At 71.3% G+C, this 23463-nt stretch carries 26 protein-coding genes and 1 tRNA gene; 14 read left to right on the forward strand and 13 right to left on the reverse strand.

Features of this window, described 5'->3' with window-relative positions:
* The first annotated feature begins 45 nt into the window (after window positions 1–45).
* Both AB0G50_RS17080 and AB0G50_RS17085 read left to right on the forward strand, forming a co-directional pair.
* Window positions 46–516: a phage holin family protein gene (locus AB0G50_RS17080; RefSeq protein ID WP_360108773.1), complete on the forward strand. Its 471-nt coding sequence runs from the start codon at window positions 46–48 to the stop codon at window positions 514–516.
* A gap of 3 nt (window positions 517–519) precedes the next feature.
* Window positions 520–1440: an alpha/beta hydrolase gene (locus AB0G50_RS17085; RefSeq protein WP_360108776.1), complete on the forward strand. Its 921-nt coding sequence runs from the start codon at window positions 520–522 to the stop codon at window positions 1438–1440.
* Window positions 1441–2042: 602 nt separating this feature from the next.
* On the opposite strand, the gene AB0G50_RS17090 is transcribed toward AB0G50_RS17085, so the two are convergent.
* From AB0G50_RS17090 to nth, 4 genes are read right to left on the reverse strand one after another with little or no spacing between them, the layout of a single operon-like run.
* Entirely contained in the window at window positions 2043–3230 is a 1188-nt protein-coding gene (locus AB0G50_RS17090) for a MarP family serine protease (protein WP_360108779.1), read from the reverse strand.
* Between the two features lie 10 nt (window positions 3231–3240).
* Complete coding sequence (locus AB0G50_RS17095; RefSeq protein WP_360108782.1) at window positions 3241–3906, reverse strand: CoA pyrophosphatase; 666 nt, start codon at window positions 3904–3906, stop codon at window positions 3241–3243.
* Complete coding sequence (locus AB0G50_RS17100) at window positions 3903–4496, reverse strand: TlpA disulfide reductase family protein (RefSeq protein WP_360108785.1); 594 nt, start codon at window positions 4494–4496, stop codon at window positions 3903–3905. The genes AB0G50_RS17095 and AB0G50_RS17100 overlap by 4 nt, the downstream gene beginning before the upstream one ends.
* A complete protein-coding gene (gene nth / locus AB0G50_RS17105; RefSeq protein WP_360108788.1) occupies window positions 4493–5248 on the reverse strand; it encodes an endonuclease III in 756 nt (251 codons plus the stop codon). The genes AB0G50_RS17100 and nth overlap by 4 nt, the downstream gene beginning before the upstream one ends.
* A 172-nt stretch (window positions 5249–5420) precedes the next feature.
* Between nth and AB0G50_RS17110 the strand changes: the two genes are divergently transcribed.
* From AB0G50_RS17110 to dnaN, 4 genes are all read left to right on the forward strand, one after another.
* Window positions 5421–5672, forward strand: a complete 252-nt coding sequence (locus AB0G50_RS17110; RefSeq protein WP_189221298.1) for a hypothetical protein — start codon at window positions 5421–5423, stop codon at window positions 5670–5672.
* A 202-nt stretch (window positions 5673–5874) separates the two neighbouring features.
* Window positions 5875–6549, forward strand: coding sequence for a Crp/Fnr family transcriptional regulator (locus tag AB0G50_RS17115; protein WP_015097742.1), 675 nt, complete (start codon window positions 5875–5877; stop codon window positions 6547–6549).
* A gap of 372 nt (window positions 6550–6921) precedes the next feature.
* Complete coding sequence (locus AB0G50_RS17120) at window positions 6922–8145, forward strand: MFS transporter (protein WP_360108792.1); 1224 nt, start codon at window positions 6922–6924, stop codon at window positions 8143–8145.
* A 574-nt stretch (window positions 8146–8719) separates the two neighbouring features.
* Window positions 8720–9823 (forward strand): DNA polymerase III subunit beta, encoded by a 1104-nt coding sequence (gene dnaN / locus AB0G50_RS17125; RefSeq protein WP_360108795.1) that lies wholly within the window; start codon window positions 8720–8722, stop codon window positions 9821–9823.
* Here the strand turns inward: dnaN and AB0G50_RS17130 are convergent.
* Together AB0G50_RS17130 and AB0G50_RS17135 are read right to left on the reverse strand one after the other, a co-directional pair.
* A complete protein-coding gene (locus AB0G50_RS17130) occupies window positions 9790–10584 on the reverse strand; it encodes an MBL fold metallo-hydrolase (RefSeq protein WP_360108798.1) in 795 nt (264 codons plus the stop codon). The two genes, dnaN and AB0G50_RS17130, sit on opposite strands and share 34 nt — an antisense overlap.
* Window positions 10581–11378 (reverse strand): NUDIX hydrolase, encoded by a 798-nt coding sequence (locus AB0G50_RS17135; protein ID WP_360108801.1) that lies wholly within the window; start codon window positions 11376–11378, stop codon window positions 10581–10583. The genes AB0G50_RS17130 and AB0G50_RS17135 overlap by 4 nt, the downstream gene beginning before the upstream one ends.
* Window positions 11379–11409: 31 nt before the next feature.
* Here AB0G50_RS17135 and AB0G50_RS17140 point away from each other — a divergent pair, with 31 nt between their 5' ends.
* Together AB0G50_RS17140 and AB0G50_RS17145 are read left to right on the forward strand one after the other, a co-directional pair.
* On the forward strand, window positions 11410–11760 hold the full coding sequence (locus AB0G50_RS17140; RefSeq protein WP_360108804.1) for a hypothetical protein: 351 nt from the start codon (window positions 11410–11412) through the stop codon (window positions 11758–11760).
* Window positions 11761–11768: 8 nt separating this feature from the next.
* Complete coding sequence (locus AB0G50_RS17145; protein ID WP_360108807.1) at window positions 11769–12668, forward strand: Gfo/Idh/MocA family oxidoreductase; 900 nt, start codon at window positions 11769–11771, stop codon at window positions 12666–12668.
* Window positions 12669–12933: 265 nt separating this feature from the next.
* Here AB0G50_RS17145 and AB0G50_RS17150 read toward each other — a convergent pair whose 3' ends face one another.
* Genes AB0G50_RS17150 through AB0G50_RS17165 form a run of 4 tightly spaced genes read right to left on the reverse strand, consistent with a single transcriptional unit; the run spans window position 12934 to window position 15370 of the window.
* Window positions 12934–14139, reverse strand: coding sequence for a hypothetical protein (locus tag AB0G50_RS17150; protein WP_360108810.1), 1206 nt, complete (start codon window positions 14137–14139; stop codon window positions 12934–12936).
* 16 nt (window positions 14140–14155) lie between these two features.
* On the reverse strand, window positions 14156–14758 hold the full coding sequence (locus tag AB0G50_RS17155; protein ID WP_360108813.1) for a hypothetical protein: 603 nt from the start codon (window positions 14756–14758) through the stop codon (window positions 14156–14158).
* A gap of 1 nt (window position 14759) precedes the next feature.
* Window positions 14760–15218 (reverse strand): RidA family protein, encoded by a 459-nt coding sequence (locus AB0G50_RS17160; RefSeq protein WP_360108816.1) that lies wholly within the window; start codon window positions 15216–15218, stop codon window positions 14760–14762.
* Window positions 15215–15370 carry a hypothetical protein gene (locus AB0G50_RS17165; RefSeq protein ID WP_360108819.1) on the reverse strand — a complete coding sequence of 52 codons (156 nt, stop codon included), beginning with the start codon at window positions 15368–15370 and terminating at the stop codon, window positions 15215–15217. Before AB0G50_RS17165 ends, AB0G50_RS17160 begins: the two co-directional genes overlap by 4 nt.
* 617 nt (window positions 15371–15987) lie before the next feature.
* On the opposite strand from AB0G50_RS17165, the gene AB0G50_RS17170 reads away from it, so the two are divergent.
* Genes AB0G50_RS17170 through AB0G50_RS17180 form a run of 3 tightly spaced genes read left to right on the forward strand, consistent with a single transcriptional unit; the run spans window position 15988 to window position 18426 of the window.
* Window positions 15988–16284 carry a hypothetical protein gene (locus AB0G50_RS17170; protein ID WP_360108822.1) on the forward strand — a complete coding sequence of 99 codons (297 nt, stop codon included), beginning with the start codon at window positions 15988–15990 and terminating at the stop codon, window positions 16282–16284.
* A 43-nt stretch (window positions 16285–16327) separates the two neighbouring features.
* Complete coding sequence (locus AB0G50_RS17175; RefSeq protein ID WP_360108825.1) at window positions 16328–17320, forward strand: ArsA-related P-loop ATPase; 993 nt, start codon at window positions 16328–16330, stop codon at window positions 17318–17320.
* Complete coding sequence (locus AB0G50_RS17180) at window positions 17317–18426, forward strand: ArsA-related P-loop ATPase (RefSeq protein WP_360108828.1); 1110 nt, start codon at window positions 17317–17319, stop codon at window positions 18424–18426. The genes AB0G50_RS17175 and AB0G50_RS17180 overlap by 4 nt, the downstream gene beginning before the upstream one ends.
* On the opposite strand, the gene AB0G50_RS17185 is transcribed toward AB0G50_RS17180, so the two are convergent.
* The gene (locus AB0G50_RS17185) at window positions 18427–18717 is read right to left on the reverse strand and encodes a WhiB family transcriptional regulator (RefSeq protein WP_360108831.1); all 291 of its coding nucleotides are present in this window, start codon (window positions 18715–18717) and stop codon (window positions 18427–18429) included.
* 255 nt (window positions 18718–18972) lie between these two features.
* Here AB0G50_RS17185 and AB0G50_RS17190 point away from each other — a divergent pair, with 255 nt between their 5' ends.
* Complete coding sequence (locus AB0G50_RS17190; RefSeq protein ID WP_360108834.1) at window positions 18973–21417, forward strand: transglycosylase domain-containing protein; 2445 nt, start codon at window positions 18973–18975, stop codon at window positions 21415–21417.
* A gap of 1 nt (window position 21418) precedes the next feature.
* Here AB0G50_RS17190 and AB0G50_RS17195 read toward each other — a convergent pair whose 3' ends face one another.
* Entirely contained in the window at window positions 21419–21886 is a 468-nt protein-coding gene (locus tag AB0G50_RS17195) for a GatB/YqeY domain-containing protein (protein ID WP_360108837.1), read from the reverse strand.
* Between the two features lie 64 nt (window positions 21887–21950).
* On the opposite strand from AB0G50_RS17195, the gene AB0G50_RS17200 reads away from it, so the two are divergent.
* Together AB0G50_RS17200 and AB0G50_RS17205 are read left to right on the forward strand one after the other, a co-directional pair.
* Window positions 21951–22910 carry a metallophosphoesterase gene (locus tag AB0G50_RS17200; RefSeq protein ID WP_360108840.1) on the forward strand — a complete coding sequence of 320 codons (960 nt, stop codon included), beginning with the start codon at window positions 21951–21953 and terminating at the stop codon, window positions 22908–22910.
* 23 nt (window positions 22911–22933) lie between these two features.
* A tRNA-Pro gene (locus AB0G50_RS17205) sits at window positions 22934–23007 on the forward strand.
* Between the two features lie 171 nt (window positions 23008–23178).
* Here the strand turns inward: AB0G50_RS17205 and AB0G50_RS17210 are convergent.
* A complete protein-coding gene (locus AB0G50_RS17210; protein WP_360108843.1) occupies window positions 23179–23367 on the reverse strand; it encodes a hypothetical protein in 189 nt (62 codons plus the stop codon).
* Window positions 23368–23463 lie beyond the last annotated feature (96 nt).

Raw genomic sequence — 23463 nt, forward strand, 5'->3', positions numbered from 1 at the left:
CCCGGCTGCCCGGTGCCGCGTACGCGTGCATGGCACGATGAGTCGGTGACCAGCGCTCGGGAGAACACCAACGGCAGCGGGCTGCCACCTGTCCCGTCGATCCCGTTGACGGCGGAGAACGCGGCGACGATCGCCGGTGAGACGTCGATCGGCGGATTGGTCCGGGACGCGACGGCGCACCTGTCCACGCTGGTGCGGGCCGAGGTCGAACTGGCCAAGTCCGAGGTGGCCGGTGAGATCAAGAAGGGCCTGAAGGGCAGCGTCTACTTCCTCCTTGCGTTGACGGTGCTGCTGTTCAGCTCGTTCTTCTTTTTCTTCTTCGCGGCCGAGCTGCTGGCGGAGTGGCTGCCGCGGTGGGCGGGCTTCGCGATCGTGTTCGGCGCGATGCTGCTGTCGGCGGCGGGGTTCGCGTTCCTGGGGTACCGCAAGGTGAAGAAGCTGCGCGCGCCGCAGCGGACGATCGACTCGGCCAAGGACACCGTCGCGGCGCTGCGGCACCGCGGCGAGGACCACTAGCCCGTGCGGCTGCCACCGGACCCGTCGACCGCGCGGGTGGTCGGTCCGTGGACGCACCGCGACGTGTCGGCCAACGGCATCCGGCTGCACGTGGCCGAACTCGGCGACGGGCCGCTCGTGTTGCTGCTGCACGGGTTCCCGGAGTTCTGGTGGACGTGGCGGCACCAGCTGACCGCGTTGGCGGACGCCGGTTTCCGGGCCGTGGCGGTGGACCTGCGCGGGTACGGCGACTCGGACAAGCCCCCGCGCGGCTACGACGGTTTCACGCTCGCCGGTGACGTCGCGGGGTTGGTGAAGGCACTGGGTTCGCCCCGCGCGCACCTGGTGGGTCACGCGTGGGGCGGCATGCTCGCGTGGACCGCCGCCGCCCTGCACCCCCGCCTGGTCTCGTCGGTGACGGCCGTGTCCGCACCGCACCCCCTGGCCCTGAGCCGCGCCATCCGCCGCCACCCCCGCACCCAGGGCCGCGCCAGCGCCCACGTGTTCCGCTTCCAGGTGCCGATCCAGCCGGAGCGCGCTCTCGTCCGGGACGGCGGCGCGGCGGTGCAACGCCTGCTGACCGCGTGGTCCGGTCCGAAGTGGACGGTGTCGGAGGAGTTCGACGAGGTGGTCCGCCGCAACCGCGAGGCCATGCTGATCCCGGGCGTGGCCCACAGCGCCCTGGAGTACTACCGCTGGGCCTTCCGCTCCCAACTGAGAACCGACGGCCGCCGCTTCCGCGAGGCGGTGGACCGCCCCTTGGACGCCCCGGTCCTCCAGATCCAGGGCACCCAGGACCCCACGACCCTCCCCGACACGGCCCGGGCCAGCGCCGAGTGGACCGCCACCACCTACCGCGCCCTCCCCGAAGTCGGCCACTTCCCCCACCAGGAAGCCCCGCACGCCACCAACACCCTCCTCACCACCTTCCTGGGCTCACTGTAGAACCGCTCAACACCAGGATCGTTCAACAAGCACATCGTTGAACAATCCCCCAATCCAACAACAGAACGATCGAACAACCCGCCTCCACGGCGCTCTCGACGACTCCAGCATCGAGCCCGACGCGGCTCCCAGGGCAGGCCGACTGGGCTCGGCGGACTGAACGGGCCGAACCGCATCGCGCCCGGAGCGTGGCGAGTCGGGGCGGCGGCGTGTCGGATCTGGCTCGCAGGCGTTGTGCTTGGGCCTGACGGAGCGCTCCGTTCGCGGCGGCACTCCGGGGCCTGCAAGGGAGCGTGAGACGAGCAGAGCCGCATGAGGCGAGTAGGAGCTTCGTTCAGGTGGGCAGGCCGCGGTGGGCCGGGCGGTGGGCCGGCGGATCGCGCGGGCCGGGGGCCATGCGAGTCAAGAACCATGCGGGTCGGGGATCGTGCGCGGGCCTGGCACGCAGGTCGAGCGGCGTTCGAGCGGTGCTTCGTGGGTGCCGAGGACGTTGAGGTCGTTGCCGTCGTTGCCGTCGTTGAACAAGAGGATCGTCGGACAAGAGGATTGTTGAACAAGAGGATTGTCGGGCGACGGGATCGTTGAACGATTCCCAGGTTGAGTCAGGAGGCGCAGGTCTGGGTCGACGTGCGGCGGACCAGGGTCGGGGCCTGGGCGACCTCCTGGGCCACTTCCTGCGCGGTCAGGACGAAGCCCGTTTCCTGGTCGTCCACCGCCGCACCGAACACCACGCCCATCACGCGCCCCTGGGTGTCGACCAACGGGCCGCCGGAGTTGCCGCTGCGCACCTTCGCCCGCACCGTGTACACGTCCCGCGTCACGGTCTGCGCGTCGTAGATGTCCGGCCCCCGCAGCATCGGGATCCGCTCCCGCACCCGCGCCTCGGACGGCGTGTAGGGCCCGTCCAGCGGATACCCCAGCACGATCCCGTCCTCGCCCTGCCCGATCTCGTCCGTCCGGAACACCAGCGGCGTCGCGTTCAGGTCCGGCACGGCGAGGATCGCGATGTCCGTCTGCGGGTCGTACAACACCACCGTGGCGTCGAACTGCCCCTTGCCCACCTCGATCGTCACCTCGGTCGTCCCCGCGACCACGTGCGCGTTCGTCATCACCCGCTCCGGCGACACGACGAACCCGGTCCCCTCCAACGCCCGCGAGCACGACGGCGCCCGCCCGCGCACCTTCACCACCGACGGCCGCAGCTTCTGCACGATCGGGTTACCCGACAACGCCGGGTCCGGCGGCCCCACGTCCTTCAACGGCGTCCGGTTGAACGGGTCCATCGCCGCCGGGAAGCCCGACACGTCGAACAGGTTTTGCAGGTCCTTCGACAACGTCCGCGCCGCCTGCGGCATCACACCGTCCACAGTGGACAGGATCACCGACTGGTTCAACGCCTTCGTCAGCGAGGGCAACCCGGCCACCGCCGTCAGCGGCAACGCGATCATCCACGCCACCACGAACACCACCGCGCCCTGCACGATGGCGCCCAACGCGCTGTCCACCCCGCGCAACGGCGACGAGTTCACCCGGGGCTTGATCATCCGCCCGGTGTACACGCCCAGCGTCTCGCCCAGGGCCACCAGCAGCACCACGATCCCGACCGCGAACACGACCTTGGTGACCACGTTGTCGAACTGGGCCACCACGAGCGGCGCGAGCTGGGTGCCCAGCACCAGCCCGATCAGCACCCCGACGAACGCGGGCAGCGCCACGACCATGCCCTGCCGGGCGCCGGAGACCGCGGCGAAGGCGGCCAGCGCCAGCACGAGCAGGTCAACCCAGTTCACGAAACCTCCGCTACGTCGCGCGCAAAGCCAGTTCGAGGTCGCGCACGTCGGTGGTGTCCCACGGTCGCTCCCACCCGCCAAGGGCCAGCAGGCCGTTGAGCAGCCCGGCCGTGAAACCCCACACCAGCATGCCCGGAGCGCTGAACGCGGGCCCGAGGTAGTCGCCGGCGCGGTGGCGCACCCGGAACCGGTTGGCCGGGTCGGCGAGGTGCGCGATCGGCACCCTGGCCACGGCCGCGGTCTCGGCGGCGTCGACCGCGACGACCGGCGACGGCGACTCCCAGTGCCCCAGCACGGGCGTCACCACGAAGCCGGACACCGGCACGTACAGCTCGGGCAGCGTCGCCACCACCCGCACGCCCTCGCGCAGCACGCCGGTCTCCTCGTACGCCTCGCGCAACGCGGTGTCGACCGGCCCGTCGTCGGTCGGGTCGACCCGACCGCCGGGGAACGCGACCTGCCCGGGGTGCGAGCCCAACGTGTCCGACCGCCGCAGCAGCAGCACGTCCGGCCCGTCGACGCCCTCGCCGAACAGCATCAGCACCGCGGCCTTGCGACCGGCGCCGTCCGGCGGTGGCGACAGCCGGGTGAACGCACGCGCGTCCACCTCCCGCGTCGCCTTGACCAGCGTCGACATCCAGTCGGGCACGTCCGACGGCTCGACCGGGGCGTTCACCCGACCACCCCGCGCACCTGCTCGACGGACTCGAACACGAGCGGTTTGAGCACCTGCGCCACCGATCCGTCCGCACCGACCAGGAAGCTCGCGGGCAGCGTGCGCGGCGCCTTGACCGCCTTGCGCACCCCGTCGGCCTCGTCGATCACCGCGGGCAGGTGGACACCGAGCTTCGCCAGCAGTTCCAGGCCGTCCGCCTCCTTGCTCTCCACCTGCACCGCGAGCACCGGCACGGCGCCCGGCTGCTGCGCGTACTCGTCCAGCACCCGAAGTTCCCCCTGACAGGGAACGCACCAGGTGGCCCAGAAGTTCACCAGCGCCTTGCCGCCGAGCGCGGACGCCACGTCCAGCTGCTGCCCGTCGCCGAGGCACGTCGCCTTCAGCCCGCGCAGCGCCGACGGCCCCTCGGCGCCCTGCGGGCACGGGCGCAGCGCGGCCTGGTTGCGGGCCATGAGCAGGTCGGCGGGCGCGCCGGCCTGGGTGTGCGGGCGCTCCGCGGGCGGCTCGGAGCCACCGCGCGGCCACAGCGCGACCACGCCCGCCACGACCAGCACCAGCGCCACCAGCGCCCAGCGCGCTCCTCGGCTCACGCCAGCTTCTCCCCGGCCCGGACCCGTTCGGCCAGCGCGATCAGGTGCGGTGCCTCGACGCCCTTGACCAGCTTCTCGGCCTTGGCCGGGTCGACCTGGCCGATGCCGTAGGACGGGCACTGGGGCGCCAGCAGGCACGCGCCGCACGCGGGTGTGCGGGCGTGGCAGACGCGCCGGCCGTGGAAGATCGTCCGGTGGGACAGCAGCGTCCAGTCCTTGCGCTCGATCAGCTTGCCGACCGCGTGCTCGACCTTGACCGGGTCCTCCTCGGTCGTCCAGCCCCACCGCCGGGTCAACCGTCCGAAGTGGGTGTCCACTGTGATCCCCGGCACGCCGAACGCGTCGCCGAGCACCACGTTCGCGGTCTTGCGCCCCACGCCGGGCAGCGTGACGAGTTCCGGCAGCGTGCCGGGCACCTCGCCGCCGAAGCGCTCCACCAGCGCGGCGCCCAGCCCCATCACGGACGTCGCCTTGTTGCGGTAGAAGCCGGTGGGTCGGATCAGCTCCTCCAGTTCGGTGCGGTCGGCGGAGGCGTAGTCGGCGGCCTTGCGGTAGCGCGCGAACAGCGCCGGTGTCACCTGGTTCACCCGCACGTCGGTGGTCTGGGCCGACAGCACGACCGCGACCAGCAGTTCCAGCGGTGTGGTGAAGTCGAGTTCGCAGTGCGCGTCCGGGTAGCCCTCGGCGAGGACGCGGACCATCCGGCGGGCCCTCCGGGTGAGGCCTAGTTGGGTCTCCGGCCTTTTCGCCATGCGCGCCAGGCTATCGCGTGACATGTTCGGCCCGGTTGAACGCACGCGAACCGGGTAACCGGCGACCGGCGCGCAACCAGGCCGGGCGGGTGCGCGTCTCTTGTCGCAGGAACCCGTACGAGGGACCCCGCAAGCGTGCGGACAAACCCGATGCGCAAGGATCGGAGCCATCATGACTGCCTGGTTCGTCATCGCCGTTCCGATCGTGATCATGTTCTTCGCGCTCTTCATGGAGCGCGTGGAAGCCCGTCTGCGCCACGTCGCCGTGCAGGAGGACGAGGTCGAGGAGTTCCTGGAGTCGGCGCGCCCCGACGAGGTCAGGGCGCTCTACGGGCACGGCATCGGCCGCGCGCTGGAGCTGTTCCGGCTGCGGCGGCTGGGTGGCCGTGCCAGGAACCTGCGGCAGCGGCGGCCGCGCCGCTAGGTCCGGCAAGTCCGAACACCAGGCCCGCGGGGTCACCACCCCGGTGGGCCTTTTCGGGCTGTCCGGGCAGGTCGACGGCGCGCCGGGAGGCGATCCACCGATCAGCCCTTAGACTGCACTCAGTGATCGACGGCAGGCGCTGATCCGCCAGAAGGCGGAACGCGCTCAACCCTTGCCGTCGCCTCTCGACAGGAGGGACGAGGTGGACGAGACCCTGGCCCGCGCGGGCATTTTCCAGGGGGTTGAACCGGCTGCAGCGGAGGCACTGGCGCAGACGCTGGAGTCCGTTGAATTCCCGCGTGGCCACGTGATCTTCGCGGAAGGCGAGCCGGGCGACCGGCTCTACATCATCCAGTCCGGCAAGGTGAAGATCGGCCGCAAGTCGCCGGACGGCCGGGAGAACCTGTTGGGGATCTTCGGCCCGTCCGACATGTTCGGCGAGCTGTCGATCTTCGACCCCGGTCCGCGCACGTCCACCGCCACGACGGTGACCGAGGTGCGTGCGGTCAGCATGGACCGCCCCGCACTGCGGCAGTGGATCACCAACCGGCCCGAGATCGCGGAGCAGCTGCTCCGGGCGCTGGCGCGCAGGCTGCGCCGGACGAACTCGATGCTGGCCGACCTGATCTTCACCGACGTGCCCGGCCGGGTGGCGAAGGCGTTGTTGCAGCTCGCACAGCGCTTCGGCAGCCAGGAGGCCGGCCTGCTCCGCGTCACGCACGACTTGACGCAGGAGGAGATCGCCCAGTTCGTGGGCGCGTCCCGCGAGACGGTGAACAAGGCCTTGGCCGACTTCGCCCACCGCGGCTGGCTCCGTCTCGAGGGCAAGAGCGTCCTCATCCTGGATCCGGAGCGCCTGGCGCGTCGCGCGCGTTAGACAGTGGGACCGGGCGCCGCCCCCGACGCGGCGCACCGGTCCCGCTGTGCGCGGTCCATCCCCCGACGGATACCGCGCCTTCTCCACATCCGGCGTCCGCAGGCCCCGACCCTCGTGACACCGGAAGGAAGTTCGATTACCCGCTGCGACGTGCGCCGAAACAGGTGAGTCGTCCCCTGTTCACAATCGCACGGCCCCTCCCCCGCGGCTCAAGCGACTTCACCCTCAAGGACGCCCTGTTCAGCGGTTTCCCGACAGGGTTTCACCCGGTCATCCCAATCTTGTGACCGAATCGGAACAGTTCTCCCGAGTGCTGGAAGACACGTGGCAAATGACTGGTACGTGCGTACCACTGCGTTCACACTGGTACGCATGTCCCAGTCCGCCCGCCTGTCCGACTACCGCGCCGCCCTGACCACGCCCGGCATGCGCGGCCCCGTCGTCGCGTCGCTGCTCGCCCGGCTCCCGATCGCCATGGTCGGGTTGTCGATGCTGCTCTACGTGCAGCGCGAGACGGGCTCCTTCGCGTCGGCCGGTTTCGTGTCGGCGGCGTCGTTGATCGGCGTGGCGGTGGGCTCGATCGTGCAGGGCAGGCTGATGGACCGGCTCGGCCCGACCCGGCCGCTGCTCACCGTCGTGGGTCTGTTCGCGCTGTTCGTGACGTCGGCCGTGCTGGCGGTGGAGGCCGGCGCGCACCTGGCCGTGCTGGTGCCGCTGTCGTTCGGCGTGGGGTTGACCGAGCCGCAGGTGGGCTCGGCGTCCCGGGCGCTGTGGTCCCAGGTGCTGCCGCCTGGGTCGACGCGGTTGGCCGGGTACGCCTACGAGGCCATCAGCATGGAGGTGTTCTTCATCCTCGGGCCGGGGCTCGCGGGCGTGCTCGTGGCGGCGCCGTGGGCGGGCACCGGCGTGCTGGTCGGCGCGGTGTCGATGGTGGTCGGCGCGACGTGGTTCGGACTGAACCCCACGGTCCGCGGCGTGCGGCCGGAACCGGTGGGTCGCGGCATGCTGGGCGCGCTGGCGTCGCCGGGCATGCGCACGGTCGCCCTGGCCGCGTTCGGCTTCGGCGTGACGATCGGCTTCATCGAGGTCGCCGTGCCGGCCGCGGCGGCCGACGCCGGCCACGTGAGCCTGGGCGGTCTGCTGCTGAGCCTGTTCTCGGTGAGCAGCGTCCTCTTCGGACTCCTGTACTCGATGAAACCCTTCCCGCGCCCGATGCACCTGCGCCTGCCGGCGCTGCTGGCCGGTTTCTCCCTGCTGACGCTGACCTTGGCCGTGCCGACGTCGCTCGCCGGGTTGGCGGTGGCGCTGCTGGTGGCGGGCACCCTGATCACCCCGCAGGCGACGTCGCACTCGGCGGCGATCGAGCTGGTCGCACCGCCGGGAACGGCCACCGAGGCCTTCGGCTGGGTGATCACCGCGGTCACCGTGGGCCTGGCCCTGGGCCAATCCGCAAGCGGCCGCCTGGTCGAGTCCTACGGCACCACCGCGGCATTCCTGACCGCAACCGCAGCCGGCCTGACCATCGCCGCCCTGGTCTGGCTCTTCCGAGGCACCGTGGCCACCACCCCCACCACCGAACCAGCCCTGGCCCACTGACCCAGGCCCGCTACACCCCACCAACCCGACCGTGCCCAACCCAGCCGACCCAGCCCAACCCCTGCCGACCCAGCCCGGCTCAGCTCGGTTTGACCTGGCTCGGCCCGACGTGACCCGACGTCGCGCGGTGCGGGGCGGGGCAAGGCGGCTCGATTTGGCCTGGCCCGGCACGACTCGGTTTGGCCAAACCCGACCCAGCCCGACCCGGCGCAGCCCGACCCGGCAGGGCTCGGCACCGGCGGGGCGGCACAAGCAGCTCGCCGCCCCAACCGAGCCATCCCAAGACCCGCCGCTCCGCAACCGCCCGTGAGCCCCTCAAGCCCCGCGTAGCGCCCCCCACGGCGTCCAACCCGTGCCTGCTGGATTGTTGAACAAGTGAGTGGAGTGGTTGTTCAACAATCCTCTTGCTCAACAGCTACGCCTGCGCGTGATCGTTGGTATGTAGGGTTGTTGAAGTGTTGGATTGTTGAACGATTCTACGTTGAACGGCGGGTGGCGAGGAGGTTGCTGATCATCACCTGAAGGGTCTGGGTGGCGGGCCGAAATTGTCGGTGGTCGGGTCTACCGTGCGCGCATGGATCTCACCGCCACCACCGCGGAGTTGGCCTCGGCCGCGGTGGACGTCGCACGGGTGTTGCCGACGCGGGTGCACGACGTCGTGTTGGCCGGGCTGGTGCTGCGTGCCGACGGTGCCGGGGTCGAGTTGGCCGGGAGCGACCGGGACCACGCGGTGCGGCTCGAGCGGCGGGCGCTCGTGCACGTCGACGGGGCGGTGCTGGTGCCCGCGCGGCCGTTCGCCGACACGCTCCGGTCGATCGAGGACGAGCGGGTGCGGCTCGTGGTGGAGGGGTCCAGGCTGGCTATCCGCACCGATACGGCGCGGTTCGCACTACCCCTGCTGGACCTTTCGGCCCATCCGGGAATACCCTCTCTGCCACCACTGGCCGGGCACGTCACCGCAGGCGTGCTGGCCTCCGCGCTCGTACCCGTGTCGAGCGCGGCGTCCAAGGAAGACGCTCTCCCGGTGTTCACCGGCGTCCGCATCCACGGCACGCCCGACCGCCTGGAGCTGATCGCCACCGACCGCTACCGGATGGCGTTCGCGACCGTCCCCTGGACGAGTGAGACCGGTGTGGACGTGCTGGCCCCGGCAACCCTGTTGGCCGAGGTCGCGAAACAACCGGCACGCGACGAACGCGTCGCCGTGCACGCCGACGACGACCGCGTCGCCCTGCGGTGGGCGGGCGGCAGCGTCAGCACGGCGCTCCTCGCGGCGCCCTTCCCCGACGATCGAGCACGGAAGTTGTTGGAGGCGGTCATCGACAGCACTGTCCTGGTCGAAGCCGACGCCCTGGCGGGCGCGGTGAAGCGCGCGGTGCCCTACAGCGGTCCGCACGGCTCGGTGACGCTCCAGGTCGACGACGGTCAGCTGCGCGTGCGCGGCAACGACCCCCAGGCGGGCGAGTCCGAGGAGTCCGTCAAGGCCACGGTCGACGGCAACCGCCTGACCAAGACCTTCCAGGCCCGGTACCTGTCCGACGCGCTGAAGGCGTTCAGCGGTCGGCGGGTCGAGTTGAAGATCCAGGACGGCCTGCGCTCGACCGTCCTCACCGCGCAGGCGGGCGAGGACGGCGTCGAGCTGACCTACCTGGTCGTCCCCCTCCGCACGTCCGTCTGAACACCGAGATAGTCCAGCTGGGCCCGCACCGACCACTCCGCCGCGGGCCACAGCGCCCGGTCGACGTCCGCGTACACGACCTCGACCACCTCCCGCGCCGTCGGCGCGCCGCCCAGCTCCGCCACCGCGGCCCTGACCTGCGTCAACCGCTGCTCGCGGTGCGCCAGGTACCCGGTGGCCGCCGCCGCGACGTCCGGCAGCACGGGCCCGTGCCCCGGCAGCGCCGCCACCCCCGCCGGCAACCCGGCCAGTAGTCGCAACGACGCCAGGTAGTCACCAAGCTTCCCGTCCGGGTGAGCCACGATCGTGGTGCCCCGACCGAGAATCGTGTCACCGGTCAGCACCGCGTCGTCCAGCGCGAAGCACACGGAGTCGGCGGTGTGCCCCGGCGTGCGGATTACCCGAATATCCACCCCACCGGCCACGATCACCTCATCGTGAGTCAACCCCTCGCCGCCCAGCCGGAAGACCGGGTCCACCGACCGCACGGGCGCGTCCACCTTCCGCCCGAACGCCGCCGCCCCTTCCGAGTGATCGGGGTGACCATGCGTCAACAGCACGACCTCGACCGGTCCGCACGCGGCGATCCGGTCCAGGTGCGCGTGGTCCAACGGCCCGGGGTCGACCACGACGCACCCGACCGAGCCGGCCGCGCGCAGCACCCAGGTGTTGGTGCCCTCCAACGTCATCACGCCGGGGTTCTCCGCCAACAGCACCGAGGCCGTCGCCGTCACCGGCCGCAGCACGCCGTACTCGTTCATGGAATGACCACCCGAATCCGCCCCCCGTCCCGAACCAGCTTCGGGATGATCCGCTCGACCTCGCGCGGCGCCGCCAGCACGTCCGCCACACCCACGAATTCCGCCAACTCCGACAACGTCACCCAGGTGGGCGGCATCAACGTCCGCCGCCCCGCCTCCCAGTCCGCCAACGCGTCGACCGGCCGCTGCCACACCCCGTCCGACGCCTCGGACGTCGCGTCGTCCGCCCGCTGACCAGCCGGCAGCACCGCCACGAAGAACCGCGTGTCGTACCGCCGGGGCTCCTCCTCGGGTGTCACCCAGTTGGTCCACGGCCGCAGCAGGTCGGCCCGCAGCACCAACCCCTCCGCGGCCAGGAACTCCGCGAACGACACCTCCCGGGCCACCAGCGCCGCCCGCGCGTCGGCGTACCCGGACGTGTCCGCCACGACCGTCGCCGCGGACGGCCCGGCCAGCAGCACCCCGGACTCCTCGAACGTCTCCCGCACCGCCGCGCACACCAGCGCCGTCGCCAGTTCGGGTGAACACGAGAACCTCGACGCCCACCACGACGGCGGCGGACCGGTCCACGCCACGGTCGCGTCGGCGTCCCGCCGGTCGACGCCACCACCGGGGAACACGGTCATCCCGCCGGCGAAGGCCATCCCGGACACCCGGCGCAGCAGGAACGCCTCGACGCCCTCGGCCCCGTCGCGGACCAGCACCACGGTGGCGGCGTCCCGCGGTCGCGCCGGCACCTCCGGGAACGTCGCGGTGGACGAGGGCAGCGTCAGGTCGTCGGGGAGTTCGCGCACGCCTCGAGCCTACGACGGGGATCATCGCCGTGTGGACACCTCCAAAAAGGGCTGCCTGGTGAACGTCCTGCTGTTCGGGTTGGGCGCGGTGCTCGGCACCGGGCTGACCGCGGTGGCGGCCGTGGTGCTGTTCCTGCCGACGACCAGGACGGTGGACGCGCGACCGCCGACGGCCGACCTGCCCGGCGCGTACGTGAAGCAGGACGGGTCGGACTACGAGGTGTGGCTGGGTCCGTCCGAGGACCACGGCCACGTCGTGCCGATCCCCGCGGGCTGGGGGCACGACCCCCGGCTGACCAGGGCGGACGGCGGCGTGGAGCTGGAGTTCGGCAACGGCGGCCGGATCTTCGTCCCCGAGTCGGCTTATGCCGGCGGCCGATGATGGGCAGGATGGGCCGGGTGGACGAACAGCTGCGGGTAGGACTGATCGGCGCCGGACCGTGGGCGGACCGGGTGCACGCGCCCGGCCTCGCCGACCACCCGGGAACGCGGCTGACCGCCGTGTGGGCCCGCCGCCCGGAGGCCGCGGCCGCGTTGGCCTCGTCGTACGACGCGGTGGTGGCGTCCGATGTGGACTCGCTGTTGACGCAAGTGGACGCGGTCGCGTTCGCCGTGCCGCCGGCGGTGCAGGCGGAGATCGCGGTCCGGGCGGCGAAGGCGGGCAAGCACCTCGTGCTGGAGAAGCCGATCGCCGGGTCGTTGGCGGAGGCGGAGCGGCTGGTCGACGCGGTCGGCGAGGCCGGTGTGGCCTCGCTGGTGGTGCTGACCAGGCGGTACGCGCCGGAGACGCGGGAGCAGCTCGAGCAGTTGCACGCGGTCGGCGGGTGGGTCGGCGGCGGGGCGCGGTGGTTGACCGGCGCGTTGCTGGGCGGGCCGTACTCGAAGTCGCCGTGGCGGCACGAGCGCGGACCGCTGGACGACGTGGGTCCGCACGCGTTCGACCTGCTGGACGCGGCGCTCGGGCCGATCGTGGAGGTGATCGCGGCCGACCGGTCGGCGCACGGGGTGTGGCAGGTCGTGTTCGCGCACGAGGGCGGTGCGACGTCGGTGGCGACGATGACCATGTCGGTGCCGTTGCAGCCGGGCATCGCCGAGGTCGTGGTGTACGGGGAGCACGGGCACCGGACGTTGGCCGACCGGGGAACGCCCGCGTTGCAGTGCTACACGAACCTGCTGGACGACTTCGTGGCCCTGGTCGACAGCGGCACCTCCACCCACCCCCTGGACGTGCGCCGCGGCCTGCACCTCCAGCGGATCATCGAACAGGCCCGCGCCAAAGCCGAGGCCTAGAGTTTCGCGGCCACCCCAGCTCCGCCACCGCCGACCGCCCCACGTTCAATCGTTGAACAATCCCCTCACTCAACAATCCGACAATCCAACGACCCGAGACCTGCTCATCTCGTAGGATTGTTCTACAATCCTACTTTTCGCATGTCCCGTTGTTGAACATGTGAAAAGTAGGTGGCGAGGATGATCGGACGAACCGGGAACGACAATTGCCCCGCTCGGCACCTGGTGGGCGACGAGCGGGGCAATCGGGGTCGGGCGGGGTGGGTCAGCCCGGGAACTGGCCGTTGGTCGGTTTGTGCACGCCGTTGACGTACTCCGGGCCGGCGGGCCAGGACTGCTGCTCGCGCTGGGCCAGTTCTTCGTGCAGTTGCTGGAGCAGCGCGCGTTCGCGGTCGCTCAACTTCGCGTCCACGGTCGGCGGCAGCGTCACCCCGGCGGGCGGGTGGCCGTCGGCCAACGCGGCCTGGAGGGCGGCGAGGTCGTCCGGCCCCAGCTCCGTCGTCACCTCGGCCCGCGACAGCGGGTGGAGGTCCAGCGGGGTGGGTTCGGTCGGCGGCTCGACCGGCGGGATCGGCTCGATCGGCTCCACCGACGACACGACGGGCGGTTCGACGGGCAGCTCGACCACGGCGGGCAGCTCAACGGGCTCGTCCACCGCGTCCCGCACCGGCAGCCGTTTGACGGGCTTGGGCGGGAACGGTTGGGCGCCCTCGTAGGACTCCACGCGCGCACGGCGCGACTTCGAGCCGAGATCGGGTTCGGCGGGCACCGGCTCCGGCTCGACCACCGGTGCCCCGTCCTGGACCTCACCGTCGAACCAGGTGCCGCCCGGCTCCTCGGCTACGCGTACCGGTGTCGGCGCGGGTGTCGCGGGAAAGAAGACCTCGCGGGCCGTGGTCACGGCCGCCGCGTGGTACTCACCCAACGGTGTGCCCACCGTCAACACCTCCACGGCCGCCCGGATCCCGGCTTTCCGCAGCACGGTCTCCACGCGGTAGGCGGTCGCCGGCCCGAAGCCGGACGGTCCGATGTCGACCAGCACGACCCGCTGGGGCAGCGGTCCGTGCGCCGCGCCGGCGGGCGTCGAACGCCACGTCGCCCGCACGCCCCGCACGTCCGGCAGCGCCGTCACGGTCCGGGCCAGCGCCTCGGCCAACCCGTCGGACGGGTCGGACTCGGCGGTGAACCGGTGCCGCACGGTGGGCACGTGCTCGACCGCGAACAGCCGGTCGGCGAGCGACGGGTCCGAGCGGACCTCGTCCAGCAGCCGGCCGAGTTCACGGCGTTCGTCGACGGACACGGGCACGCGACCCGCGAGCAGGCACCCCACGAGCAGCTCGACCGCGCGGTCGGGCTCGGCGACCGCGAGCAGTTCCCGAGCCTGGGTCAGGGCGTCGTCGTCAACGCGACCCGCCAGCGCCAACAGGACGTCGTGTAAACGGACGGGGAGCCCCACGCCGTCGTTCGTCACGCCTGCACTCCTCGGGTTAGACGGGCACCAGGTGTCCGTCGGCTTCGGCCCCGGTGCACACCAGCTCCGATGCCGCCAACGCCGCCCGGTGGTAGGGCGGCAGGTCTTCGTCGCCCGGCAGGACCTCGACGCACGGGTCGTGGTCGCCGAGCGCCCGCAGCACGCGCTGCAACTCACCCGTCAGCCGGGTGTGCCCGGACGACGCGGTGACCAGGATGACGCGCCTGGACTCCCCACCCCGCTGCCGCCACGCGGACCGGACTTCGCCGACTCCGGGACGACCACGCAGGGTGGCGCCGAGCACTACGGTCGCGGAATCCCCCATCGACACCCGATTGGGTGATTCCGGAGTGAAGGTGTAGTCGGGTTCGGGGAGTTCGTCCAGTCCCCTGACGGAACTGATCAAGCCCCGATCCGCCCCGTGGGGGATGAGCGCGTCGCCGAGCAGTTGCTGTTCGTAGTCGGTCAGGCCGATCCGGTCGTGCAGGAGGGTGCGCGGGAGCGCCCTGGCCAGCACGACGACCGCGTCGCTCGCCGCCCAGTCGCGGAAGCGCCACAGGACGTCGTCCGGGAGCCGGCCCGCCAGCCTCAGCAGCAGCTCGTGGATCGTGTCCGACATCTCACTCCCCGATCTCGACGACCAGCTCCACCTCGACGGGCGCGCCGAGGGGCAGTTCGCTCACGCCGACGGCCGACCTGGCGTGCTTGCCCGCGTCGCCGAAGATCTCGCCGATCAGCTCGGACGCGCCGTTGACGACGGCGGGCTGACCGGTGAACCCCTCGGCGGAGGCGACGAACCCGACCAGCTTGACGACTCGCACGACGGAGTCAAGCCCCACCAGGTCGTGGATCGCGGCGAGGCCGTTGAGGGCGCACGTGCGCGCGTGGGCCTTGGCCTCTTCGGGGCTGACGTCGGAGCCGACCTTGCCGGTGGCCGCGAGCGTGCCGGCGACGAAGGGCAGCTGGCCCGAGGTGAAGACGAGCGTGCCGGTGCGCGCGGCGGGCACGTAGGCCGCCAACGGCGCGGCGACCGGCGGGAGTTCGACCCCCAGCTCGGCCAACCTCCCGACCCAGCTCATGCCTTGGGCCGCTTCAGGTAGGCGACGTGCTGCTCACCACTGGGGTTCGGGATCACGGTCACCAGTTCCCACCCGTCGGCGCCCCACTGGTCCAGGATCGCTTTGGTCGCGTGGATCAACAACGGGACCGTCGCGTACTCCCAAGTCTGCATGGCGCGGAGCCTAGCCTGACGCCTCCCACCCCCACCCGTCCGAGGTCGCCCCCTCCCAGCCCCTGGCCGTCCCCTCATTCAAACGTAGAATCGTTCAACAATCCGACAAGCTACTACCAGTAGTATCGTTCTATTGTTGAACAATCCTCTCGCCCTACAAATCAACAATCCAACACGTCAGACGTACAGCCGGACGACCGCCGCGACGCTGCGGCAGAGGCGCCGCCTGCAAGATCATCGCCGGACCGCGGCCGATGGTGGGGGAACTGCTCGACCTCGGCCGCGGGGCAGGGCTGCGGGCAGGGCCGATGGTGTGGACCGTCGCCGAGAGGACGGAGCGGCCGACCGTCGAGGCGGCGCTGGTGAGGACGCCCCGGAGAGGCGGCACTCGTGGGGCGGCACGGGTGGGGCGGTATTGGTGAGCGGGCAGTACAGGGCGGCAGCGTCGGGGTGGCTCGCGGCGGGTCAGGCGATGCTGTCGGGCTCCGGCCCCACGACCGCTGAGCCCACGACCGCTGAACCACGGCCATTCAGCCACGGCCATTCAGCCACGGCCATTCAGCCACGGCCGCCGGCGGTGCGGCCCTTGGCCAGGGTGTCGGTAGTGGGGTGTCCGGGTGACTTCGGTGACCGGAGGCGCCCGTCCCGGCTACGTTGATCACGTGGAGACGTGGCGGATCGTTGCCACCGGATCGTTTCTGCTCGGTGGGCTGGTGTTGGTGCTCGTGGGGATGGCCCAGGCGCGGGATCGCAAGGGGGCGCGTCACGGGGACGTTGTGCGGGCCGCGGTCGTCGGGCTCGCGGTGGTGGCGGTGGTCGCGGTGTTGATCGCGTACGTGCTGCCCTCGGTCGTGGCCTGGGGGGTTGTGGCGGCCGCGGCGATCGCGGTGGTGTTCATCACGATGGTGGACTGACGGTGTCCAGCGGGTCTCGGGTCGGCGCGCTTAGGCTGGGCCGGTGACCGGCTGGACCGACGAACTGACCCGGGCGCGGCTGCACGTCGTCACGGGCAAGGGGGGCACCGGCAAGACCACGGTCGCCGCCGCGCTGGCGCTCGCCCTGGCCACCGGCGGGCGGCGGGTGCTGCTGGTCGAGGTCGAGAACCGGCAGGGGATCGCGCAGTTGTTCGACCGCCCGCCGCTGCCCTACTCGGAGGAGCGGATCGCGTCCGCGCCCGGCGGCGGCGAGGTGCGCGCGCTGGCCGTGGACCCCGAGGCCGCGCTGCTGGAGTACCTCGACATGTTCTACAACCTCGGCTTCGCCGGTCGGACGCTGAAGAAGATGGGCGCGGTCGAGTTCGCCACGACGCTGGCGCCCGGCCTGCGCGACGTCCTGCTGACCGGCAAGGTCAAGGAGTGCGTGCGGCGGGCGGGCAAGACCGGCCGGCACGAGTACGACGCCGTGGTGCTCGACGCGCCGCCCACGGGCCGCGTGGTCCGGTTCCTGGACGTCACCCGCGCGATGGCGGACCTGGCGAAGGTCGGCCCGATCAAGGGCCAGAGCGAGGGCGTGGTCAAGCTCCTGCACTCCGGTGACACGGCCGTGCACCTGGTCGCGCTGCTGGAGGAGATGCCGGTGCGCGAGACGCTGGACGCGGTGGCCGAGTTGGACGGCGCCGACCTGCGGCCCGGCGCGGTGTTCACCAACCGGGTCCGCCCGCACCACCTGCCGGCCCGGTCGGTCGCCTCCGCCGCCGCGGACCGGATCGACCGCGCCAGGGTCCGCGCCGGTCTCCAGGCCGCGGGCCTGGAGGTGGACGACGAGGAACTCGCGGGTCTGGTCGAGGAGACCGTCGAGCACGCCCAGCGGGTGCGGATGGAGCAGCGGGCCAGGGAGAACCTGGCGGAGTCCGACCTGCCGACGCTGGAACTGCCCGAGCTGACCGACGGCGTGGACCTCGCGGGCCTCTACGAGCTGGCCGAGCTGATGGTGCGGGAGGGCGTCCGATGAGCGGTCTCGACGTCGACGCGCTGCTGGACGACCCGGACACCCGGGTCCTGGTGTGCTGCGGCTCGGGCGGTGTCGGCAAGACGACGACGGCCGCCGCGCTCGCCGTGCGGGCCGCCCGCCGGGGCCGGCGCGCGGTGGTGCTGACCATCGACCCGGCCCGCCGGCTCGCCCAGTCGCTCGGTCTGCGGGAGCTGGACAACAACCCGCGCCGCGTGGAGGGCGTCGACGGCGAGCTGCACGCGATGATGCTGGACATGCGTCGGACGTTCGACGACATGGTGCTCCAGCACGCGGGCCGCGAGCGCGCCGAGCAGATCCTGCAAAACCCCTTCTACCAGACCATTTCCACGTCGTTCTCCGGCACGCAGGAGTACATGGCGATGGAGAAGCTGGGTCAACTGGCGTCCCGCGACGAGTGGGACCTGATCATCGTGGACACCCCGCCGAGCCGGTCCGCGCTGGACTTCCTGGACGCGCCGCAGCGGTTGTCCACGGTGCTCGACGGCCGGTTGATCAAGATGCTGTCGGCGCCCGCGCGGGCCGGCGGCCGGGGCATCCGCAAGATCGTCGGTGCGGGCTTCGGCCTGTTCACCAAGGCCGTGTCGACCATCGTGGGCGGTCAGCTGCTCCAGGACGCGTCGACGTTCGTGCAGGCGTTCGACAGCATGTTCGGCGGCTTCCGGCAGCGCGCGCAGGCGACCTACGAGCTGCTGCGGTCGCCGGGCACCGGGTTCCTGGTGATCGCGGCGGCCGAGCCGGACGCGTTGCGCGAGGCCGGGTACTTCGTGGAGCGGCTGGTCGCCGAGCGGATGCCGTTGACCGGGTTGATCGCGAACCGGACGCACCCGGTGCTGGCCTCCCTGCCGGCACCCGGTGCGCTGGCCGCGGCCGAGAAGCTGGAGCGCACTGGGGACGCCCCGCTGACGGCAGCGGTCCTGAGGGTGCACGCGGATCGCGTCGCGGTCGCCGATCGGGAGCGGCGGCTGCTCGCGCGGTTCACCCGCGCGCACCCCGGTGTTCCTCTGGTCGGTGTGCCCGCGCTGCCCGCCGACGTGCACGACCTGGAGGGCCTGCACGAGATCGGACGACGGCTCGCGGGCGAGTGACTACCCGACCCTGGACTCCTCGACGTGTTCCTGACGGGCGGTGTCGAGCAACTCGTGCCACGAGGTGACGTCGGGCCGCCGCCGGAGCAGTGCCCGCCTCTCACGCTCGGTCATGCCGCCCCAGACGCCGAACTCGATCCGGTTGTCCAGAGCCTCGGCAAGGCACTCGGTCCGAACCGGGCAACCCAGGCACACGACCTTGGCTTTGCGCTGTTCGGCGCCGCGAACGAAGAGCTGGTCCGGCTCCTCGTCCCGGCACGAGGCCTTGATCCGCCAATCCCCCTGCTGCATATCCCCCACCTCTGTTTCCCCTGTGCCCAGATCGGTAAATCCGCCACACCCCTGCCGCGGATGCCGTAGGCTTCACCATCGAGTGGCTGTGCCGGTGGCTGCTGTCCTGGACGTTGACGGACTGTAGAGCCTTTCGGTTCCACCTCCAACCCTGGGTTGCCCACCTGTTACCTGTCTTGAGTACGAGTACTCATCCTGGGTAATGGGTATCGCTCGAACCCCCTCACTCGTTCCAGTGAGCAGTACGCTCACCGCGTGCGAGTGCGGAACAGCGTGCTGAAACTGCTCGGCCTGTGCCTGCTGGCCGGCGTACTGCTGGCAGGCCTGATGTTCCCTGTCGTGGGCTCGCTCGGTCTGATGTCCAACAGAGCCAGCGACACCGTGGACAGCATCTCGGCGGACCTGGTCACCACGGACCCGCCGTTGATCACCACGATCACGGACAAGGACGGTGCGCCGATCGCGTACCTCTACGACCAGTACCGGGTGCTGGTCGCACCGGACAAGATCTCGCCGACCATGAAGGCGGCGCTGGTCTCGGTGGAGGACCGCCGGTTCTACGAGCACCAGGGCGTGGACTGGAAGGGGACGTTCCGGGCGCTGTTGACCAACCAGTTCAGCGGGTCGGTCACGCAGGGTGCCTCCACGCTCACGCAGCAATACGTCAAGAACTACCTGGTGCACGTGGTCGCGCGGAATAACCAGGTTGAACAGCAGAAGGCACAAGAGCAGACGATCGCGCGAAAAGCACGTGAAGCGCGCATCTCCCTGCAACTCGAACGCAAACTCGGCAAGGACGAAATCCTCGCCCGGTACCTGAACGTCGTCCCGTTCGGCTCGACGATCTACGGCATCGCCGCGGCGTCCCAGGCGTACTTCAACACCACGCCGGACAAGCTGACCGTGCCGCAGGCGGCGATGCTCGCGGGCATGGTCAACAGCCCGTCCTCGCTGGACCCGGAGGTGTTCCCGGAGAAGGCGCTGGAGCGGCGCAACCAGGTCATCGACAAGATGGTGGAGAACGACAAGCTGTCCCACGACGCCGCGGAGATCGCCAAGCGCGAGCCGCTGGGCGTCGTCACGCCGGTGCGCACGCCCGCGAACGGGTGCGTGGGAGCGGGGCCGGACAACGGGTTCTTCTGCTCGTACGTGGTGAACTACCTGGAGCGCAACGGGTACAGCGTCGAGCAGCTCAAGACCGGCGGGTACACCGTGGTCACGACGCTGGACCGGACCGCGACCACCTACGCCAAGCAGGCGGCCGAGGCGCAGGTCGCCAAGTCCACCGACGGCATCGCGAACACGATGGCGATCGTCAAGCCGGGCAAGGAGCGGCACGAGGTCGTGGCGCTGGTGGCCAACCGCGACTACGGGCTCAAGGCCGACCAGTTCCAGACCCAGTTCGACCTGCCCAGCGGCGTGGAGAACAAGTTCGGCGCGGGCTCGGTCTACAAGGTGTTCACCGCGGCGGCGGCGCTGGAGAAGGGCATGGGCATCGAGAACACGATGGCCACGCCGAACTACCACGTGTCGAAGGTGTTCAAGGGCGGCGGGACGAAGTGCCCGTCGACCGGCGAGCCGGACACCCGCTGGTACTGCCTGGGCAACGCGTCCACCGGCTACCCGGCGCAGATGTCGTTGCAGACGGCGTTGCAGACCTCGCCGAACACCGGGTTCGTGATCCTCGAGGAGCAGCTGGGCATGGACCCGGTGGTGGACATGGCGTCCCGGCTCGGGATGCGCGAGACGATGGCGACGAACATCGGCGGCGTGCGGCCGGACTCCAAGGCCAAGGACCGGAACCTGCGGATCTCGCAGACCGAGTTCTACAAGTCCGGCGGCGGCAACGCCTCGTTCACGCTCGGTCCGGCTCCGGTGTCCACTTTGGAGCTGGCGAACGTGGCGGCAACGCTGATCTCCGGCGGTGTGTGGTGCCCGCCGACGCCGATCAGGCAGGTGCTCGACCGCAACGGCAAGGCGGTGCCGGTCAACGAGTCGCCGTGCGAGCAGGTGGTGGCCGAGGCGCTGGCGAACGGGCTGGCGACCGGCATGAGCAAGGACGACCAGGGGTCCGGCACGGCGGCGGGCGCGGCGCGGCAGTTCAAGTGGACCCGGCCGATGCTGGCCAAGACGGGCACCACGGAGGACTACAAGTCGGCCGCGTTCCTCGGCGCGACGCCCGACTTCGCGGGTGCCGTGCAGACCTACAACGACGGCACGAACCCGCGCGGCATCTGCGTGAACTCGGGCCCGCCCCGGTTGTGCGGCAACGGCGACATCTACGGCGGCACGGTGCCCGCGAAGACGTGGTTCGACACCATGTCCAAGCTCCACAGTGGACTGCCCGAGCAGCCGCTGCCGCCGGTGGAGGACCGCTACCGCAAGGGCGGCAAGGAGATCCAGATCCCGGACGTGGTGGGCGAGGACGTCAACGAGGCCACCCGGATCCTGGAGGAGGCCGGGTACCAGGTCACCACGGCGAGCCGGAACTCCGAGCAGAGCAAGGGGACCGTGGTGTCGCAGACGCCGCGCGGCTCGGCGTTGCGCGGCACGGTGGTGACCCTGCTCGTGAGCACCGGCTACGTGCCGCCGCCGCAGCCCACCGAGACCACCAGGCCGGACGACCCGACGCCACCGCCGGGGCGCGGCGACCCGGATCCGCCGGACGTGACGATCCCGACGGACCCTCCGGGTCGGTGAGCTAGGCCAGCTTCGCCTTGACGACGGCGGCCACCGCGCCACCCTCGGCGCGACCGGCGACCTTGGCGTTGACGCCCTTCATGACCTGGCCCATCTGGCGCTGCGCGGGCTTCTCGCCCAGCTGCGCGGTGAGCTCGGCGACGACCTCGTCGACGATCGCCTCCAGCTCGGCGGCGGTCAGCTGCGCGGGCAGGTAGTCCTCCAGGATCGCGGACTCGGCGCGTTCCAGCTCGGCCTGCTCGGTGCGACCGGCGCCGCCGAACGCCTCGGCGGCCTCGCGGCGCTTCTTGACCTCGCGGGCGATGACCTTGAGGACCTCGTCGTCGGACAGCTCGCGGGCGGTCTTGCCGGCCACCTGCTCGGTGGTGATCGCGGCGAGCGTCATGCGCAGCGCGCCGGCGCGCACCGTCTCCCGGGCCTTGATCGCCGTGGTGAGGTCCGCTTGCAGTCGCGCCTTCAGCTCCGCCATGAGCCGGAACGGTAGCCGACACCGCGTCTCACCCCGAATCGGTCAACCCCCTACCCTCGGTGTCGTGAACAAGTTCGGCCGCACCCTGCTCGCCACCACCGCGCTCGGCACCGCGACGCTCGCCTACGCGGCGGGCTTCGAACGTCGGCACTGGACCCTGCGCGAGGCCACCGTGCCCGTGCTGGCGCCGGGCTCGTCGCCGTTGCGCGTGCTGCACCTGTCGGACCTGCACATGCTGCCGGACCAGAAGTCCAAGCAGCGCTGGGTCGCCGCGCTGGACGAACTCGAGCCGGACCTGGTGGTGAACACCGGCGACAACCTGGCGCACAAGCAGGCCGTGCCCGGCGTGGTGCGCGCCCTGGGCCCGCTGCTCGACCGCCCGGGCGTGTTCGTGTTCGGCAGCAACGACTACTACGCGCCGCGGCCGAAGAACCCGGTGCGCTACCTGCTGCCGTCGGCCAAGACCAAGCGGATCCACGGCATCCCGCTCCCGTGGCGGGACCTGCGCGCCGCGATGGTGGAGCGGGGTTGGCTGGACCTGACGCACACGCGCCGCGAGTTCACCGTGGCGGGGCAGTCGGTGTTCGCGGCGGGCCTCGACGACCCGCACCTCAAGCGCGACCGGTACTCCGACATCGCGGGCGCCGTGCCGCCGGCCGCGCTGCGCCTGGGCGTCACCCACTCCCCCGAACCCCGCGTGCTGGACCCGTTCGCGGCGGACGGGTACGACCTGGTGCTGGCGGGGCACACGCACGGCGGGCAGCTGCGCATCCCGGGTTACGGCGCCCTGGTGACGAACTGCGACCTCGACCGGTCGCGGGCGCGCGGGGTGTCGCGCTGGGGGGCCCACATGTGGCTGAACGTCTCCGCCGGCCTCGGCACGTCCCCGTACGCCCCGGTCCGCTTCGCGTGCCCGCCGGAGGCGAGCCTGCTCACCCTCGTGCCGCGGCCCGTCGACGCAGGTCAGACGGCCTCGGAAGCGGTTAGGGATACCCGGTTCGGAGTGGGTGGGAACGTGCGGTAGAGTTCTACTCGTTCGATCCAAGCCGGGGTGTGGCGCAGTTTGGTAGCGCGCTTCGTTCGGGACGAAGAGGTCGCAGGTTCAAATCCTGTCACCCCGACTCATGTCAGGCCCACAGCATCTTTGCTGTGGGCCTGACTTGGTTTTGCGGTCGGGCGCATCCCCGCGCGGGCGGGGGTTGGCCGGCAGGCCTGTTCGGCTTCTGGCGCGCGTTTTCGGGGCGGGCGGCCCGGAAGTACCCCCGGCGGGTTTTCGGGCGGCACGGGTGGATTCAGGCGGGACCCCTGGTGCCGGGCAGGTGGGGGCGCAGGGTGGCCAGGGCCTGGCGGAGTTGGTCGAGTTCGAACCAGTCCAGGGCGGCGACTTCGCCCGGTGGGGTGTGGACGGTGATGCCGGCCTGGGTGACCGCGACGGTCAGCGTGCGCTTTCGGCCGAACGCGTCCGTGCACGCGATGGTCATTTCGTCACGGCTCGGCACGAGGGCGCCTCCCTTGGCTGCGGCTGGGTCCCCGGCTCGGGGAGCCGGGGACCAGACTCGGGGCGTGGACGGGCCGGC

The organism is Actinosynnema sp. NPDC020468, from assembly GCF_040642015.1.
Taxonomy (GTDB): domain Bacteria; phylum Actinomycetota; class Actinomycetes; order Mycobacteriales; family Pseudonocardiaceae; genus Actinosynnema.